Below are 17,269 nucleotides of genomic sequence, written 5' to 3' on the forward strand. Positions count from 1 at the left end.
CGGTTTTAGACGGCACTCACTCCATCAACTGTGCGGCGACGGTCGCGCCGAGCTCCCAGCACGCCTGCAGCTCATCCTTGGTCGGCTTGCCCGAAACCACCACGGTCGCCGCGGCTTTGGACCAACCCAGCCCGGTGGTGATGGTGTCGACGGCACGCTCGGCGCCCTCGGTGCCCTCGTTGCCGTGCAGGTAGAGCCCGAACGGTCGCCCGCGCGTGGAGTCGAGCAATTGGTAATAGGCGCAGTCGAACGCGTGCTTGAGGGCGCCCGAGATGTATCCGAGGTTCGCGGGCGTGCCCAGCAGGTAACCGTCGGCGGCCAGCATCTCGGCCGGCGACACCGTCAGCGCCGGGCGCCGCAGCACGTCCACGCCCTCGATGTCGGGGTCGGTGGCCCCGGAAACCACCGCCTCGAACATCTCGTGGGTATGCGGCGACGGCGTGTGGTGCACGATCAGCAGCGTCTTGCGCGGTGTTTCGTTCACTGGCGGCCCTGCAGCTCGACCGCGGTCCTCATCGCCTCGCGCGCGCGGCGGCGGTCGCCGGCGTAGTCGTACGCGCGGGCCAGCCGATACCAGCGCCGCCAGTCCTCGGGGTGGTCCTGCACTTCGGTGCGCACCGCGGCGAACAGTTCGTCGGCCGCGTCGCGCTGGATGCGGCCCGACGGCCGGCGCGGCAGCGCGCTGGTGTCCAGTTCCATTCCGTCGGCGGCGATCAGCCGGGCCAGCTTCTGGTGCGCGAATCCGGCGCGCAGGGTGGCGATCATCGCCCAGAGCCCGATCACCGGCAGGATCAACACCGCCAGTCCGAGGCCGACGGCCGCGGCCCGCCCGGAGCCGATCATCGCGAAGGCGACGCGCCCCAACAGCACGAAGTACACCAACAGCGCGACGCACATGAAGGCGACGAGCAATTGGGTGCGCAGCGCTTTGGTCATGGCAGAGGTCATGGCAGATTCAGGTCATTGCAGATCGAGCAGGGCCTCGAGACCCACCGTGAGGCCCGGGTGTTCCTTGATCCGCCGCACGGCCAGCAGCACACCGGGCACGAACGAGGTCCGGTCAATGCTGTCGTGCCGGATGCTCAGCGTCTCCCCCTCGGTGCCGAACAGGATCTCCTGATGGGCGACCAGCCCGGCCAGCCGCACCGAGTGCACCGGGATGCCGTCGACGTCCGCGCCACGCGCGCCCGGCAGGCTGGTGCTGGTGGCATCGGGGTTGGGCGGCAAGTCTTTTCGCGACTCGGCGATCAGTTTCGCGGTGCGCGTCGCGGTTCCCGACGGGGCGTCGGCCTTGTGCGGGTGATGCAGCTCGATCACCTCTGCCGAGTCGAAGAAGGGCGCCGCCTGCTTGGCGAAGTGCATCGACAGCACCGCCCCGATCGCGAAGTTCGGCGCAATCAGCACCGACGTGCCCGGGCTGTCGGCGAGCCAATCCTGCACCTGCTGCAGCCGCTCGGCGGTGAAGCCCGTGGTCCCCACGACGGCATGAATTCCGTTGTCTATGACGAACTTCAGATTGTCCATCACCACGTCGGGGTGGGTGAAGTCGATGACGACCTCGGTGTTGCCCCCGGTCAGCAGGCTCATCGGATCACCGGCGTCCACCTCCGCGGACAAGCTCAGATCCTCGGCGGCCTGCACGCCCGCCACCATCGCCGACCCGACCTTGCCCTTGGCTCCCAGCACTCCTACCCGCATGGCCTTCACCCTAGACCGGGACGTTTTCTGCGCCGCGGTGTGCGTCGAGTTGTTGCGTGGCGACTCGACCGTACGTTTCGCGCGATCAGGTGTGGACGATGAAGCCCGCTTCGGTGTAGGGCGCGGGCTGCTCGGGATCGTTGATCGTGAGGTACAGCTCGCCGGCCGTCGGCATCGCGAAGCCGACAAATCCGTGCGCGGTCTGCCCGTCGTGTAGGCCGCCCGTGACCAGCGGGGGCATCTTGTCGAGCCTGCGGAAGTCGACCGCAAGCGTTGACGGCTGGGGCGCGTCGTCGGGATGGGTCCATGGCTGATTGCCGCCGCCGTATCCGGCGAACATGTAGTGCTGGTCGAGCTTGAAGAACCGGTGGGACGTCGCGGTGATAGTCAGTTCCACCACGTTGCATGCGGAGCCAGGTGTCGGACTCGCGAAATGCGAGGTGCATCCCGGCGGGAACCACGTCGCGCTGTTGACGGTGATGTCGGCGGTCGCGCCGCTGGCCGCCTGCACATGCACGGGCACGCCCATCTGACCGATCGGGAACGGTGCACTGTCTGGCGTGGAGTCGGCCGAACCGGTGGCAGATGAGCATGCGGCGATGGCGGCGATGGCCGTGGCGACCGCGGCTGGCGCAATGACGAATCTCGCGCGCACCACGGGTGGTTACCCGCAGCGCCGTCGCGAAAAACGCTCCGACGCCCACGCGCAATCCGAGTCCGGGGCGCGCTGTGCACAGTTCGAGGTTCATCCACAACCGCGGCGCGATCCGCCTCCCTCGTCGCGCCGCGCCCGTAGCATTCGAACATGCATTCGATCGAGGTCCCCGCTGAGGTGGCCGCCGCGCTGGATGCCCAGGATGCCGCCGATGCGGCGATCCGCGGCCTGGACTTCGACGCGCTGAGCCCCGCAGTCCGGCTGCGCGTGCTCGAACGGATGGAGGCCTCGCGCCGGCGACAGATCGCGGTGAGCCACGACCTGATCGCCGGTTTGGCGGCGGCGGATCCCGCCGACATCGGCGGCCCGGTCCACAAAGTCGTCGCCGACCGGCTGCGGATCAGCTATGCCGAGGCGTGCCGTCGGCTCCGCGACGCCACCGAGCTGTCTCCGCACTTGACCCTCACCGGCGCGGAGCTGCCGCCACAATTGCCGGCTACGGCCGTGGCGTGGCGCGACGGGCTGCTCGACGGTCAGCACCTGCGCGTGATCCAGACGTTCGTCCGGGATCTCCCGGACTCGGTCCCCGCTGCCACGGTGGACGACGCCGAGCGATTCCTGGCCGATCAGGCCCGTCGGCTGCGCCCCGATCAGTTGCAGAAGCTCGCACACCAGTGCGCCCTGCGGATCAACCCGGATGGAACGTTCTCCGACGCCGACCGTGCACGCCAGCGCGGGTTCAGCTGGTGCGGCCAACGACCCGATGGGATGAGCATCGGGAAGCTGGTCGCCTCACCCGAGCTGCGCGCCAACCTCGACGCATGGCTGTCCAGGTTTGCGGCTCCGGGGATGTGCAACCCCGACGACGAAACGCCTTGCGTTACAGGCCAACCCGATGATGAGCGCGCCCGCCGCGACATGCGCAGTCCCGCCCAGCGCCAACACGACGCACTCAACGCCCTGGTGCGAGGCCAGCTGGGCGATCCGAAACTGGGTCAGCACAACGGATTGCCGGTGACCGTCATCGTGTCGACCACCCTGCAGGAACTGACGGCGGGGGTGGGGCGCGCGGTGACCGGCGGCGGAACGCTGCTACCGATGCGCGATGTGATCCGGATGGCCCGCCACGCCTACCACTACCTCGCCGTATTCGACGAGCACTCGAGCCGCCCACTGTATCTCGGCCGGTCGCGGCGCATTGCCACACCGGATCAGCGCATCGTCTTATACGCGCACGACCGCGGCTGCAGTTACCCCGGCTGCGACGCCCCCGGCTATTGGTGCGAGGTGCATCATTGCGCTGAGTGGGCGGCCGGCGGCACGACGGACGCGAACAACCTCACTTTCGCCTGCGCGCCGCATCACAAGCTGGCCGGAAGAGGCTGGCGGACAAGCAAAACGCCACGAGGCCGCACCCGGTGGATCCCGCCGCCGCAGCTGGACCGCGGCGCGCGCACCAACGACTTTCACCATCCCGAACGCCTCTTCGACGACGGTGCGTCGCCGTGACGGGCCTACTTCTTGAACCGCCCGGCGAATCCGCGCAGCGGCAGGTCGGCGCTGGTGATCAGTCCCGGCGGTGCCGCCACCACCGACTTGATCGAGGCCAGCGCGGGCATGCCGGTGACGGTCATCCCGATCGAGGCGAAGTTGTCCGGGTTGGACAGGTCGACGCCGGGCTTGGGGAAGATCATGTGCTTGTTGTAGATGCACGGATCGCCCTTGATCTGAGTGATGTAGCAGCCCTTGATGTTCCAGCTCGGGTCGGTGTGCGGGGTCATCTGCCATTCCAGGTGCGTCTCGACCCGCGGCACGCCGTCGACCATGCCCTGGTACTTGATGTAGTTACCACCCAGCGAACCCTTGGGCAGCGTGTACCAGCCCAGGTCGACGTCCTTGGTGCACGCGCCGAGCTCGTAGCTGAACTTGACCTCGTCGAGCGTCAGGTCGAAACAGTCGGCCATCATGTACACGCTGTCGGCGAAGACGCGGGTGTACTTCTCGAGCTTCGACGGAATTTCGGGGTCGTCGACCGGCTGGCCGTAACCCACCTCGATCCAGGTGTCCTTGGAGTGGTGGCATGACACATCGACGGACTCGATGGTGGTCACGTTCTCGATGTCGGCGACGTCGGCCGAGCACACCACGCCCAGGATCTGGTTCAGCCCGGGGTTCATCCCGGTCCCGTAAAAGGTTGCGCCGCCCTTCTCGGCGGCCTCCGCCAACAGCTGGGTCACCGGCTTGCCCGAGGGATGCGGGTGATTCTTGTCGCGATGCCAGCCGGTGATCCAGTCGGCTGTGGTGACGATGTTGATGCCGGCCTCGAGCACCTTGACGTAGAGGTCCTCGTCCGGGAACACCCCGTGGAACGTCAGCACGTCCGGCTTGGCGGCGATGATCTCCTCGACCGTCCCGGTGAAGGCCACCCCGTTGGGCGCCAAGCCGGCGAACTCGCCGGTGTCCTTACCGACCTTCTCCGGCGAATAGCAGTGCACGCCAATGAGTTCGATGTCGGGCTGGGTGGCGATCCGCTTGATCATCTCGGTGCCGACGTTGCCGCTTCCAACCTGAAAGACGCGAACCGGTGCTGTACTCATTGCCTTGAGCCTTCCTGCGTTGCGAACGCCTCGGGATAGAACTGCTTGGCCCACTTGCGGATTGCGGTGAAGCCCTCGTACTCGTCGGTGGCCAGCGCGGGTGGGTCCGAATACCGCTGGTGCCGCCAGATCTCGATGTCCTGCTCGAACTGGCGGATGACCTCGCGCCCGAATTCGTCCGCCTTGGTGGCGGCGCGGTCCGGGTCCTTGTGCGGTGTGTGGCCGATGTAGACCATGAAGCGCACATCGGAGGTGAACTCGTCGATCGGCGTGATCGCCGAAATGGTGCGGTTGTCGATCATGCCCCAGCTCTTGGTCACCGCGATGCCCAGACCGCCGTTGATGGCTTGCACGCCGCTGTTGACGTCCTCGATCTTCTGCCCGTCGTCGCCCTCGAACGTGATGGTGAAGTCGACGTAGGACACCGGCTCGGCGAAGTCGTGGCGGGTGAACACCGGCACGATCGGGGTGTTGTGCACGAACTTGAAGTGCGCGAAGTCCACCCCGTTCTCCAGCACGTATTGCGGGTGCAGTTCCAGGCTTTCGCGATAGAGCCGCTGCTGCGGGTAGTAGTCGTCCGCGCTGCTGCCGTCGCCGAACGCGGTGAACACGTCCGGCACGTCGAAGTAGGGTTCGCGGCGCTCCAGGTCGTGCCAGATGTACACCGACGCGTTGCGCTCCACCACCGGGTAGGTCCGAATGCGGCGGCCGCGGTTGGGCCGGTCCTGGTACGGGATGCAGACGTTGCGACCCTCGGCGCTCCACTGCCAACCATGGAACGGGCACTGCAGCACCTCGCCGACGACCTTGCCGCCATACCCCAGGTGCGCGCCCAGGTGCTCGCAGTAGGCGTTCATCACCGTGAGCTCGCCGGATGCGGCGCGCCAGGCCACCATCTCCTGGTCGAAGTACTTCATTGTGTGCACGTCGCCGACGCCGATCTCGTCGGACCAGGCGACCTGGAACCAGCCGGTCGGTTTCATCGACAACGGTGGCTTAGCCATCGAGCCCTGCCATGTGAACTGCCCTCCCTCGCGTACGAATGATAAGCCGCCCGTCCCCAAAATCAAAGTACCCTCTATGAAACTCCTCGTCGGACCCGGCCGCAATGGATAAGATCGGCGGATGACCCCTCAGAACAGCGCGGCCGGCGTCGCGGGCCGGCGCCCGAATCGGCGGGGCCATGCGACTCGCGAAAGCATGCTCGAGGCCGCGCTGCGCTCGCTGGCCTCCGGTGAACCCGGCTCGGTGTCGGCCAACCGCATCGCCAAGGACATCGGCGCGACCTGGGGCGCGGTGCAGTACCAGTTCGGCGACACCGACGGGTTCTGGGCCGCGGTGCTGCACCGCACCGCCGAACGGCGTGCCGCGACGTTCTCCACGCTGTCGACACCGGTCTCGCCGGACGCCCCGCTGCGCGAGCGTGTCGGCGCCATCATCGAAACCCTCTACCGCGGCCTGGCCTCGCCGGATTCACGCGCGATCGAGAACCTGCGGGCCGCGCTGCCGCGTGATCCCGACGAGCTCGAGCGGCTTTACCCGCGCACGGCCGCCGAGCTGTTCTCCTGGGGCAAGAGCTGGCTGGAAACCTGCCAGCACGCGTTCGCCGATTTGGCCGTCGATCCGGATCGGGTCCGCGAGGTCGCCGCCCTGATCCCCGGCGCGATGCGCGGGTTGGTGTCGGAACGTCAGCTGGGTTCCTACGCCGACCTCGACATGGCGCGCCGGGGGCTGACCAACGCGCTGGCCGCCTACCTCGAACAGTCCCGGCCGTAAGGCAGCGCCGCCTCAGGCGTCGATGACGATTCGCTCGCCGTCGGCCCGCGAGACACACACCAGCATGCCGCCCTGCATTTCTTTCGAGCCCGTCGCGGCACGGCCGCGGTGATCCACCTGTCCGGCAAGCACTTTGACCCTGCAGGTTCCGCAGAATCCCTGTCGGCACGAGTAGGGCGTGGTCGGATCCCGATCCAGCATGACATCGAGCGCCGTCCGATTCGCCGGCACCGCGAGCACCTGCCGTGATCGCGCAAGCTCCAATTCGAACGGGGCCCCGTCGACGACGGGTGCCGGACTGAACCGCTCGTAATGCAGTGGGGCACCGGCATGTTCGTTGCGGGCGATCCGGACGGCCTCCAGCATGGCGCTGGGCCCGCACACGTAGACGGCGGTCGCCGGTCCCGCTCCGGCCAGCAGCTCCACCACGGTGGGGAAGCGGCCGCGCTCGTCGTCGGCCCACACCGTCACGCGATCCGGCCCCTGCGACACGACCTCGTCGAGCAGCGGCATGTACTCGCGGCTGCGGCCGGAATAGACTGCGCGCCAATCGATGCCGCGCTGCGCGGCCACCCGGATCATCGGCAGGATGGGCGTCACCCCGATGCCACCGATGACGAACAACACCTCGCGCTCGGCGGTGCCGAAGTAGAACGCATTGCGCGGCCCTTCGAACTCGCATGTGTCGCCCACGTCGAAGGACTCGTGCATCTCGATGGATCCGCCTCCGCCGTCGGCGATGCGGCGCACGGCGATCCGGTAATCGGTGCGGCGGCCGGGAGGACCGCACAACGAGTACTGCCGGCGCCGGCCCGAGGGCAGCAGAATGTCGATGTGTCCGCCGGGCGTCCAGGACGGAAGCAACCCCCCGTCGGGGTCGGCCAGGGTCAGCGCGACGACGTCCGGCGCGGCGAGTTCGCGCTTGGTCACCACCGCAGTCATCTTGCGCTGCACGGGCCGCACCCGCGACGGCGACCACCGGGACACCGAGGCGAACCCTTCGAACACCGCCCGCACGCCCCACAACAGCGACCCGAAGCGGTCGTGCTCGCGCCGCCCGTACAGGTCGGCGGGCCTGCTGGCCCAAATGCTTTCCGGCACCGAAACAGTCCCTACTTCTGCCGAATGTCCAAGCGCGCGAACAATCGGATAGCTCCGGGGCTGATGCGCCGCATCGCGTAGCCGATGCGTGACTCCGCGGCGATTGGCAACACGGCCGGACCCGTCTTGACGGCCTTGACGATCGCCTTGGCGGTCGCCTCGGGGGTGAAGTTGCGGCGTCGGTAGGCGGCGTCGGCCTTGCCCCGCGCCCGCTCCTGCTGGTCGGCGGTCATCCCGGCGTAGATGGTGTTCTTGGCGATGTTGGTGTTGACGAATCCCGGGCACACCGCGGTGACGCCGATCCCCTCGTCGGCGAAGTCGGCGCGCAACGATTCGCTGAGCGCCAGCACGGCCGCCTTGGTGGTGCTGTAGGCGACCATGGATTTCGACGGCAGGAACGCCGCCGCCGATGCCACGTTGATGATCGTTCCGCCCTCGCCGCGCTCGACCATCTGCGCCCCGAACGCCCGGCTGCCCGAGATGACGCCGCGGACGTTGACGCCCATGATGTCTTCCCAATTCGCCGAGCTCGTCTCCAGGAACCGGCCCGCCATGCCGATCCCGGCGTTGTTCACCAGGATGTCGACCACGCCGTGTTCGTTGCGCACCTGCGCTGCAAGGTCGTTCACGGCGGCCTCGTCGCTGACGTCGACCTGGTATACCGGAGCGTCGGCGCACGCGGCGCGCACCGCGTCGGCGGTCTCGTTGGCCGCGGCCAGATCACGATCGACGAGCACGATCTTGCGGGCACCGTGCCGGGCCAGCTCCACCGCCGTGGCCCGGCCGATCCCGGCACCGCCGCCGGTGACCAGGGCCAGTTTGCCGCGCACCTCGCGCCGCTCGCCACGCACCTCGGTCGCACCGGCGCCGGTCGCGCCGGCGACGCTGCGGTCGACCCACTCGGTCGTCAGCCGGGTGATGACGTCGGGGCGTGACGTCACCACCCAGTGCCCACCCTCGATCTCGACCACCCTGCCGCCCTTGGGGATTGCGCCGGTGAACCGCTGCAGCGCGGGGGTCACGAAGACGTCCCGGCGCGGAACCAACGTCTGGACCGCGACGGAGGTCTCGGGGAGCGGGCGGCCGGGCGTCAGCATCGGCGCCGGCATGTTCTGCCGGTACAGATCGAGCCCGTGCACATAATCGGTGATCGAACGCCTGGTGTCGTGGCGCTGGCTGAGCGTGCTCGACCGGCCGATGCTCTCAAGAGCCTCAACGACTTTCACGCCGACCCGCGAGCGAAAGGACAGCTCCGGCACGCCCGGGCACAAAAAGAAAGCGATGTAGCCCGACGAGATCAGTTGCCGGATGACACGGGCCGCCGCGCGCGGGGAGCGCGCCGAGCGCAGGAACGCGCCGGCATAGGTCAGGTGCGGGCCCGAGATCGAGGTGAAGGAAGCGACTTTGCCCATCACCGAGGCGTCGGTGACGGCCGCCCATGCTTGGATCGACCCCCAGTCGTGGGCCAGCAGGTGCACCGGCCCGACGCCGAGGCTGTCGATCACCGCACTGATGTCGCAGACCAGTTGCGCGAAGAGGTATCCGGATCTCTTTGCGGGACGGGCGGATTCGCCGGCCCCGCGCACGTCGTAGGCCACGACGTTGTAGGGCTTGCCGGCCAGCTCGTGCGCCACGCCGTCCCAGACATGGTGGTTATCGGGAAATCCGTGGATCGCCAGGATGGTCGGCCGCGCCGGGTCGATGTCGGTGTACCGGTGCACGGCCAGCGTGACGCCGTCGCTGGCAGTGATGGTCGAGGTGACAGTCATCAGTGCGAGGCGCGCGCGGCGGGTGAGACGGCCAGGTAGTCGACGGCGAGCCCCAGCCCGCCGAGCTGCGAGGGGTGGAAGCCGGGCCGGTAGTAGTTGCCGATGGCGCGGACGAACCGCAGCGGGCCAGGCACCAGGCCGCGGCGCGCGGCGGAGAAGTAGTCGCGCCAGCGCGGCTTGGTGCGCGGCGGCAGCTGGGGATCAAGCGAGTACATGAACCGCACGCCGCGAATCCACAGCAGCAGCATGGCGGGCGTCACGACCAGTTGGGCGCGCACCTGCCGCCAATAGCCGGCCTGTAGGTGCTTCATGGTGTCGAAGGCCACCGCCTTGTGTTCGACCTCTTCGGCGCCGTGCCAGCGCAGCATGTCGAGCATCAACGGATCGGTGCCGATCTGGTCGTGAGCCGGCGAGTCGAGGATCCACTCCCCCAGGATGGCGGTGTAGTGCTCGATGGCCGACACGAGCGAAACCTGCTCGAGCAGCCAGCTCTGCCGGCGGCGCTCGCTCCAGTGCGGCCGGGGCCCCAGCAGCTTGTCGAACAGCCACTTGATCTGGCCGGTGTAGGGCGTCAGGTCGATGTCGCGCGCGGCGAAGTGGGCGAGCACCTTCGCGTGCGCCTGCGAATGCACGGCCTCCTGGCCGATGAAGCCCTGCACATCCAGCCGCAGCTGGTCGTCCTTGATCAGCGGCAGCGTCTGCTTGAACACCTCGACGAAGAACTCTTCGCCGGCCGGCAGCAGCAGGTGCAGCACGTTGAGGACGTGGGTGGCGAACGGCTCACCCGGCACGTAGTGGAACGGCAGCTGCGACCAGTCGAAGTCGACATCGCGCGCCTCGAGCACCAGTCGCTCGTGGTCCAGCGAGGCGTCGTGCGGACCCGCTGCCTGGTCGTCGACGGTCAGCATCATGCCCCCTACCTCGGCGTTTAGCCCTCGACCACGGTCTTGCGGTGGGCGCCGCCCGCCTTGCGGCGCGTCCCAAGTATAGGGACGCGACCCAGATATGCGAAACCGCCGGTACTGGGTTCTTTGGCGCGGTTCTTCAGCGGGCCGCGGCGTGCCGGCGCAGGTCGTACTGGCCGGGTTCGGGGTTCGCCAGCATCCGGCGGTGTTCGGCCGGCGTGAGGGGCCACACCTCGGGCACGCCGTCGTTGTTGAGGTACCAGCTGTTGCAGCCGGTGGTCCACACGGTGTCCGGCATCGCGGCGCGCAGCGTCGCGTTGAAACGCTCGGTCGCCGCGGCCGTCGGCTCCACCGTGTCGAATTCACGGCGGCGCCAGCGCTCGATCCAGCCCACGATGTGGTCGGCCTGCGATTCGGCCACCGTCGTCAGCGCCAGGTTCCCCACCGGGCTGTGCGGCCCCAGCATCATGAAGAAGTTGGGGAAGCCGGACAGCGCCACGGGCTGGTAGGCCCGCGGCCCGTCGCGCCAGACGTCGTCGGCGCGGATGCCGTCACGCCCGATCAGTTCCATCGGCCGGAAGAACGCGTGGGTGTCGAATCCGGTGGCGAGCACGATGACGTCCACCTCGTGGAGGACCCCGTCGGCGGTGACGATGCCGCGCTCTTCGACATGGTCGATGCCCGCCGTCACCAGCTCGACGTCGTCGCGCTGCATCGCCCGGTAGAAGCCGTTCGACATCACCAGTCGTTTGCAGGCCGGCGTGTAGTCGGGGGTCAGGGCCCGCCGCAAATCGGGATCGCGGATTTCCCAGAGGCTGGCGCGGCACAGCGCCGCCATGATCTTGCGGCGCAGGCCCGGCTTGGTCAGTCCGACCGCGAAGTAGTCGTAGCCCAGGCTGTAGATGCGGTACGCCAACCCGTCGAGCCACGGCATCTTGCGCCGGGTGATCCCGGTGAAGCCGCTGTAGCGCGGGTTGGCCAGCCGCAGCACCCATTGCGCCGTGCGCTGGAACAGCGTGACCTGGCCGGCCACCCCGGCCAGCCCGCACACCAGCTGCACGCCCGTCGACCCGTTGCCGACCACCGCGACCCGGAGCCCACCCACGTCGACGCCGTGATCCCAGCGCGCCGAGTGAAACACATTGCCGCCGAAGGCATCCAAGCCCGGAATCGTTGGCAGTCGCGGGTGATGCAGCACGCCGGTGGCCGAGATCAAGAAGTCGACCTTGAATTCCTCCCCGGCAGCGGTGCGCACCACCCACCGGCCGTCGTCGAAACGGGCGTGGACGATCTCGGTGCCGAACCGAATCCGCCTCCGCAACCCGTAACGGTCGGCGATGTCACGGAAATAGGCCTGGATTTCGCCGCCGGGCGAGAACAGGTGCGACCAGTCGGGGTTGCGGGCAAAGCTGTATTGGTAGATGCGCGAGGGGATGTCGCAGACCAGCCCCGGATAGGTGTTATCCCGCCAGGTGCCGCCCACCTCGTCGGCCTTCTCATAAACGGTCACATCGCTGATACCGTTGCGCAGCAAGGTGATTGCGACGCACAGTCCGGACATGCCCGCTCCGATGACGGCTACGGCTGGGTCGCGTCGCGTCATCGAAACACTCCGGTGGTTCGTGGGCTAGTCGGTTTCGGCGCGCTGCTTGAGGCGCTGCAGCGTGAGCCGGATGTGCTCAGTGTTGGCGGTCACCCGATCGCTGACGCCGGTGGCCTTGCCGGCGACCTTGCGGAACCACCCGGGCCTGCGGTCCCAGGTGCTTTCGGTGACCTCACATCCGCCGTCGGCCGCGACGATGTCGTATTGCCAGCGGGCGACCGGAAAGATGGTGTGGCTCACGTCGAATGCGAAGCGGCGGCCCGGTTCGGCGTCGGTGACCGTGCACTTGGTGCTCCAGCGCCGGCTGCCGCTGCGGTTGTGGCCGACGAACACCGCGCCCGGCCGCACCGCGTCACCTTTGCGCCATTCCATCGCCACCGCTTCCTCGGCCAGCTCGGCCAGCGTGGGCAGGTCGGTGATGAGCCGGTACACCTCGTCGGGCCGGGCCCCGATCCGCACGGTGGCCGTCACGCACGGGTCACTCATTCGCCGATCATATCCAGCAAACACCCAGCTTTTGCGCCGCTTACGAACTTTCTTCACACTTGACGGTGAACCGGCAACCGAGGGGCAATCATGCGAGTCGGCGTACCGACCGAGACCAAGACCAACGAGTTTCGGGTGGCCATCACCCCCGCCGGTGTCGCCGAGCTGACCCGCCGCGGCCATGACGTGCTGGTGCAGGCCGGCGCCGGGGAGGGGTCGGCGATCTCCGATGCCGAGTTCAAGGCCGCCGGGGCCGAACTGGCGGACACGGCCGAGCAGGTCTGGGGCGATGCCGATCTGCTGCTCAAGGTCAAAGAGCCGGTACCGACCGAGTATGACCTGCTGCGGCGCAACCAGATCCTGTTCACCTACCTGCATCTGGCCGCGTCGCGGGCGTGCACCGAGGCGCTGTTGGCATCCGGGACGACGTCGATCGCCTACGAGACGGTCCAAGCCGCCGACGGCACGCTGCCGTTGCTGGCCCCGATGAGCGAGGTCGCCGGCCGGCTGTCGGCTCAGGTGGGCGCCTATCACCTGATGCGGACCCACGGCGGGCGCGGGGTACTGATGGGCGGCGTGCCGGGCGTCAAACCCGCCGACGTCGTGGTCGTCGGCGCGGGGACCGCCGGCTATAACGCCGCGCGGGTCGCCGGCGGGATGGGTGCGGCAGTCACGGTTCTCGACGTCAACATCAACAAGCTGCGGCTGCTCGATGCGGAGTTCGGCGGCCAGGTCCGCACCCGCTACTCGTCGGCCTACGATTTGGAGGGCACCGTCAAGCGCGCCGACCTGGTCATCGGCGCCGTGCTACTGCCCGGCGCCAAGGCGCCCAAGCTGATCTCGAATTCCCTTGTCTCGCAGATGAAATCGGGCGCAGTGCTGGTCGACATCTCGATCGACCAGGGCGGCTGCTTCGAGGACTCCCGGCCGACCACGCACGATGATCCCACCTTCGCGGTGCACGACACGGTTTTCTACTGCGTGGCGAACATGCCGAGCGCGGTGCCCAAGACCTCGACGGTGGCGCTGACCAACGCGACCATGCCCTACGTGCTGGCGCTCGCCGACCGGGGCTGGCAGGCCGCGTGCCGATCGGATCATGCTCTGACCAAAGGCCTTTCGACGCACGACGGCGCCTTGCTGTCCGAGCAGGTGGCCACCGACCTCGGCCTGCCGTTCACCGACCCGGCCGGCGTTCTGGGCTAACTGGTGGCCGCGAGGCGGGCGATGATGTCCGCGGCGGGGCCGGCGCACGCGTGCTTGAACGAGGTCCCCGCCCACAGCGCCATCCCGTTGGGGTCTTCCATGGCGGCGGCCGCTTCCCGGATCGGTGAGGTCATCTGGTTGACCTCGGGGTAGCCCAGCGGCGCCACGTGATCAAGCATCCGGGTGAAGTCGTTCTCCAGCCCGCGCGCGTAGCGGCCCGAAAACGCCCGCGTGACAACGGTCGTCGCGAACAGCGGGTTCTTCAGGGCGACGCGATGCGCCGCGTTGGTGCCCGCCTCGTCGGCCAGCAGCAACGCGGTGCCGACCTGGGCCGCCACCGCTCCCCTGCGCAGCGCCGCCCCGACCTCGTCGGCGGTGCCCAGCCCGCCCGCGGCGACGATCGGGACGTCGTGGGCGTGCCGGATGCGATCGATGAGCTGGTGCAGCGACTCGTTCGCGGGTTCCATGTCGGGGGCGAACGTGCCGCGGTGCCCGCCCGCGGCGGGACCCTGGACCACCAGGCTGTCCGCCCCGGCCGCGACGGCCACTCCCGCTTCGTAGGCCGATGTCACGGTGACCATCACCAGCAGGCCCAGCGCGCCGAGCCGCCGGATCACATCGGGCGGCGGCACACCGAAGGTGAACGACACCAGCTCGGGCCGGACGTCGGCCACCACCTCGAGCTTCTGCTCCCACTCGTCGTCGTCGCCGTGCTGCGGGTGACCCACCTCCACCTGGTAATGCTCGGCGATTTCTTCGAGTTCGGCCGCGTAGTAGTGCAGGGCCACCCAATCTGCGACGCTGGGCTGGGGCACAAACAGGTTCACCCCGAGCGGGCCGGTGGTGGCCTTGCGCGCCGCCGCGATGTCGTCGGCGAACTGCTCGGCGCTGCGGTGCCCGCCGGGGACGAAACCGAGCCCACCCGCATTGGACACCGCCGCGGCCAACGCGGGAGTGCCGGGCCCGCCGGCCATGGGGGCGCCCACGATGGGCACCATGATGTCCCAGAAGCCCAGTACCATTCGGCTAGTCCGTCGACGGCGAGCGCCGGCACGGCGCGAGTGAGGAGGCGGACATTTGAGCTAGCCTACCATCGCCCGAAGTTGTTGGGGCAGTGACCGTTTGGCGGTGTAGGGGCCCAGAACCGCGGCGCCGTAGCGCTGCCCGAGCAGCCGGCGGGCCACCGCGTTGACCTCCTCGACGGTCACCCGATCGATCTGCTGCAGCGTGTGCTCGATGCTGCGGTGTCTGCCGTAGTTGAGCTCGCTGCGGCCCAACCGGCTCATCCGCGAGCTGGAATCCTCCAGGCCTAGCACCAGCCCGCCGCGCAGCGATCCCTTGGCGATGCGGCATTCCGACTCGGTGATGCCGTCGCGCGCCACAGATTCGAGCACGCCGCTGGTCACCGCCATCACCTCGGCAAAGCGTTCCGGCTGGCAGGCCGCATACACCGACAGCGCACCGCTGTCGGCGAAGACGTCCACCGTCGAGTAGACCGAGTAGGCCAGCCCGCGCAGCTCGCGAACCTGCTGGAACAACCTCGAACTCAGGCCACCGCCCAGCGCGGTGTTGAGCACCGACAGCGCCCACCGGTGCTCCCAGCCGCGCCCGGGCGTGCGCACGCCCAGCGACACGTGGGCCTGCTCGGCGTCCCGGTTGCCCAGCATCAGGACGGGACGGCCGGTGACCCGGCCGGACCCCTTGCGCGGCGCGATCGGGTCGCGCCCGCGGACCAGATGCGGCCCGAAGTGCTCGCGCACCAGCGCGACCACCTCGTCGTGGTCGACATTGCCGGCCACCGCCACCACCATCCGCTCCGGCGTGTAGCGCCGGACATGAAACGAGTGCAGCTGGTTTCGCGTCATCGACGTCACCGACTGCGCGGTGCCGATGACCGGACGGCCCACCGGATGGTCACCGAAGAGCGCGGACAGGAACATATCGCCGAGGGCGTCCTCGGGGTCGTCGTCGCGCATGGCGATCTCTTCGAGGACCACGTCGCGTTCCAGCTCGACGTCGCTGGCCGCGCAGCACCCGTTGAGCACCACATCGGCGACCAGGTCGACGGCCAGGGCCAGATCACTGTCGAGCACGTGCGCGTAGTAGCAGGTGTGCTCCTTGGCGGTGAACGCGTTCAGCTCTCCCCCGACGGCGTCCATCGCCTGCGCGATGTCCACCGCCGTGCGGCTGGGGGTCGACTTGAACAGCAGGTGCTCGAGGAAGTGCGCGGCCCCGGCCACCGTCGCACCTTCGTCGCGCGAGCCGACGCCGACCCAGACCCCGACCGACGCGGAGCGCACCGAGGGCAGGTATTCGGTGACCACCCGCAAGCCGCCCGGCAGCGTGCTGCGCCGCAGCGCGGCCTGGGGTGCCGATTCCGCCTCAGCGGCCTCGCCCCGGCGCAAAGCGCCGGCCCGACCGGGACGCGTCCCGGTCGACGAGTCAGCTGCTCGCCGTCGCGGCATCGGCAGGTGCGGCCGCCGGAGCATCGGCGGGAGCCGAGTTGTCTTCCTCCACCAGAACCAGCGAGATCTTGCCGCGCTTGTCGATGTCGGCGATCTCCACGCGCAGCTTGTCGCCGACGTTCACCACGTCCTCGACCTTCGCGATCCGCTTGCCCTTACCGAGCTTGGAGATGTGCACCAGGCCGTCACGGCCGGGCAGCAGCGACACGAACGCACCGAAATCCGTTGTCTTGACCACGGTTCCGAGGAACCGCTCGCCGACCGTCGGCAACTGCGGGTTGGCGATGGCGTTGATCCGGTCGATCGCGGCCTGCGCCGAGGGCCCGTCGGTGGCGCCGACGAACACGGTGCCGTCGTCCTCGATGGAGATCTGCGCGCCGGTCTCCTCGGTGATCGCGTTGATCACCTTGCCCTTGGGGCCGATGACCTCGCCGATCTTGTCCACCGGGACCTTGACGGTGGTGACCCGCGGCGCGTAGGGGCTCATCTCGTCGGGTGCGTCGATGGCCTCGGCCATGACCTCGAGGATGGTCAGCCGGGCGTCCTTGGCCTGCCCCAGCGCGCCCGCCAGCACCTGCGACGGGATGCCGTCGAGCTTGGTGTCCAGCTGCAGCGCGGTGACGAAGTCCTTGGTGCCGGCGCACTTGAAGTCCATGTCGCCGAACGCGTCCTCGGCGCCCAGGATGTCGGTCAGGGTGACGAAGCGGCGCTCGGTGCGACCGTCGATCTCGACGTCGTCGGAGACCAGCCCCATCGCGATGCCGGCCACCGGCGCCCTGAGCGGCACACCGGCGTTGAGCAGCGACAGGGTGGACGCACAGACCGAACCCATCGACGTTGAGCCGTTGGAACCCAGCGCCTCGGACACCTGACGGATGGCGTAGGGGAACTCCTCGACGCCGGGCAGCACCGGGATCAGGGCCCGCTCGGCCAGGGCGCCGTGCCCGATCTCGCGCCGCTTGGGTGAGCCCACCCGGCCGGTCTCGCCGGTCGAGAACGGCGGGAAGT

17 protein-coding genes are annotated in these 17,269 nt (G+C 68.6%); 3 read left to right on the forward strand and 14 right to left on the reverse strand.

Annotation, left to right across the window (positions count from 1 at the left end; translation table 11 throughout):
- Positions 1 to 16 precede the first annotated feature (16 nt).
- The 4 genes from A5624_RS02380 to A5624_RS02395 all read right to left on the reverse strand — a co-directional run bounded on the left by A5624_RS02380 (position 17) and on the right by A5624_RS02395 (position 2,353).
- Positions 17 to 418, reverse strand: coding sequence for a flavodoxin family protein (locus A5624_RS02380; protein ID WP_066860964.1), 402 nt, complete (start codon positions 416 to 418; stop codon positions 17 to 19).
- Between the two features lie 62 nt (positions 419 to 480).
- Positions 481 to 936, reverse strand: a complete 456-nt coding sequence (locus tag A5624_RS02385; protein WP_066860881.1) for a hypothetical protein — start codon at positions 934 to 936, stop codon at positions 481 to 483.
- A gap of 24 nt (positions 937 to 960) precedes the next feature.
- Positions 961 to 1,698, reverse strand: a complete 738-nt coding sequence (gene dapB, locus A5624_RS02390; protein WP_066860967.1) for a 4-hydroxy-tetrahydrodipicolinate reductase — start codon at positions 1,696 to 1,698, stop codon at positions 961 to 963.
- Between the two features lie 85 nt (positions 1,699 to 1,783).
- Positions 1,784 to 2,353, reverse strand: a complete 570-nt coding sequence (locus A5624_RS02395; protein WP_066860970.1) for a hypothetical protein — start codon at positions 2,351 to 2,353, stop codon at positions 1,784 to 1,786.
- Between the two features lie 150 nt (positions 2,354 to 2,503).
- On the opposite strand from A5624_RS02395, the gene A5624_RS02400 reads away from it, so the two are divergent.
- Positions 2,504 to 3,862 (forward strand): HNH endonuclease signature motif containing protein, encoded by a 1,359-nt coding sequence (locus A5624_RS02400; RefSeq protein ID WP_066860884.1) that lies wholly within the window; start codon positions 2,504 to 2,506, stop codon positions 3,860 to 3,862.
- Positions 3,863 to 3,867: 5 nt separating this feature from the next.
- On the opposite strand, the gene A5624_RS02405 is transcribed toward A5624_RS02400, so the two are convergent.
- Together A5624_RS02405 and A5624_RS02410 are read right to left on the reverse strand one after the other, a co-directional pair.
- Positions 3,868 to 4,950 (reverse strand): dihydrodipicolinate reductase, encoded by a 1,083-nt coding sequence (locus tag A5624_RS02405; RefSeq protein WP_066860887.1) that lies wholly within the window; start codon positions 4,948 to 4,950, stop codon positions 3,868 to 3,870.
- Positions 4,947 to 5,954, reverse strand: coding sequence for a Rieske 2Fe-2S domain-containing protein (locus A5624_RS02410; RefSeq protein ID WP_066860890.1), 1,008 nt, complete (start codon positions 5,952 to 5,954; stop codon positions 4,947 to 4,949). Before A5624_RS02410 ends, A5624_RS02405 begins: the two co-directional genes overlap by 4 nt.
- Positions 5,955 to 6,075: 121 nt before the next feature.
- Here A5624_RS02410 and A5624_RS02415 point away from each other — a divergent pair, with 121 nt between their 5' ends.
- Positions 6,076 to 6,726, forward strand: a complete 651-nt coding sequence (locus tag A5624_RS02415) for a TetR/AcrR family transcriptional regulator (RefSeq protein ID WP_066860894.1) — start codon at positions 6,076 to 6,078, stop codon at positions 6,724 to 6,726.
- A 12-nt stretch (positions 6,727 to 6,738) separates the two neighbouring features.
- Here A5624_RS02415 and A5624_RS02420 read toward each other — a convergent pair whose 3' ends face one another.
- From A5624_RS02420 to A5624_RS02440, 5 genes are all read right to left on the reverse strand, one after another.
- Positions 6,739 to 7,827 (reverse strand): PDR/VanB family oxidoreductase, encoded by a 1,089-nt coding sequence (locus A5624_RS02420; RefSeq protein ID WP_197518902.1) that lies wholly within the window; start codon positions 7,825 to 7,827, stop codon positions 6,739 to 6,741.
- An 11-nt stretch (positions 7,828 to 7,838) separates the two neighbouring features.
- A complete protein-coding gene (locus A5624_RS02425) occupies positions 7,839 to 9,596 on the reverse strand; it encodes an SDR family oxidoreductase (protein WP_066860897.1) in 1,758 nt (585 codons plus the stop codon).
- A complete protein-coding gene (locus A5624_RS02430; protein WP_369827430.1) occupies positions 9,596 to 10,507 on the reverse strand; it encodes a metal-dependent hydrolase in 912 nt (303 codons plus the stop codon). Before A5624_RS02430 ends, A5624_RS02425 begins: the two co-directional genes overlap by 1 nt.
- A 133-nt stretch (positions 10,508 to 10,640) precedes the next feature.
- Positions 10,641 to 12,104, reverse strand: a complete 1,464-nt coding sequence (locus A5624_RS02435; protein WP_066860900.1) for an NAD(P)/FAD-dependent oxidoreductase — start codon at positions 12,102 to 12,104, stop codon at positions 10,641 to 10,643.
- Between the two features lie 24 nt (positions 12,105 to 12,128).
- Positions 12,129 to 12,590 carry an SRPBCC family protein gene (locus A5624_RS02440; RefSeq protein WP_066860903.1) on the reverse strand — a complete coding sequence of 154 codons (462 nt, stop codon included), beginning with the start codon at positions 12,588 to 12,590 and terminating at the stop codon, positions 12,129 to 12,131.
- 90 nt (positions 12,591 to 12,680) lie between these two features.
- Between A5624_RS02440 and ald the strand changes: the two genes are divergently transcribed.
- Positions 12,681 to 13,796, forward strand: coding sequence for an alanine dehydrogenase (gene ald, locus A5624_RS02445; RefSeq protein ID WP_066860906.1), 1,116 nt, complete (start codon positions 12,681 to 12,683; stop codon positions 13,794 to 13,796).
- On the opposite strand, the gene A5624_RS02450 is transcribed toward ald, so the two are convergent.
- From A5624_RS02450 to A5624_RS02460, 3 genes are all read right to left on the reverse strand, one after another.
- Complete coding sequence (locus A5624_RS02450; protein ID WP_066860909.1) at positions 13,793 to 14,818, reverse strand: nitronate monooxygenase; 1,026 nt, start codon at positions 14,816 to 14,818, stop codon at positions 13,793 to 13,795. The genes ald and A5624_RS02450 overlap by 4 nt on opposite strands.
- A gap of 60 nt (positions 14,819 to 14,878) precedes the next feature.
- A complete protein-coding gene (locus A5624_RS02455; RefSeq protein WP_066860980.1) occupies positions 14,879 to 16,261 on the reverse strand; it encodes a pitrilysin family protein in 1,383 nt (460 codons plus the stop codon).
- Positions 16,239 to 17,269, reverse strand: a 1,031-nt coding sequence (locus tag A5624_RS02460) for a polyribonucleotide nucleotidyltransferase (RefSeq protein WP_082990469.1), incomplete at its 5' end; no start/stop codon positions are given. The genes A5624_RS02460 and A5624_RS02455, both read right to left, overlap by 23 nt.

The organism is Mycobacterium sp. 1482292.6, assembly GCF_001672995.1.
Classification (GTDB): domain Bacteria; phylum Actinomycetota; class Actinomycetes; order Mycobacteriales; family Mycobacteriaceae; genus Mycobacterium; species Mycobacterium europaeum_A.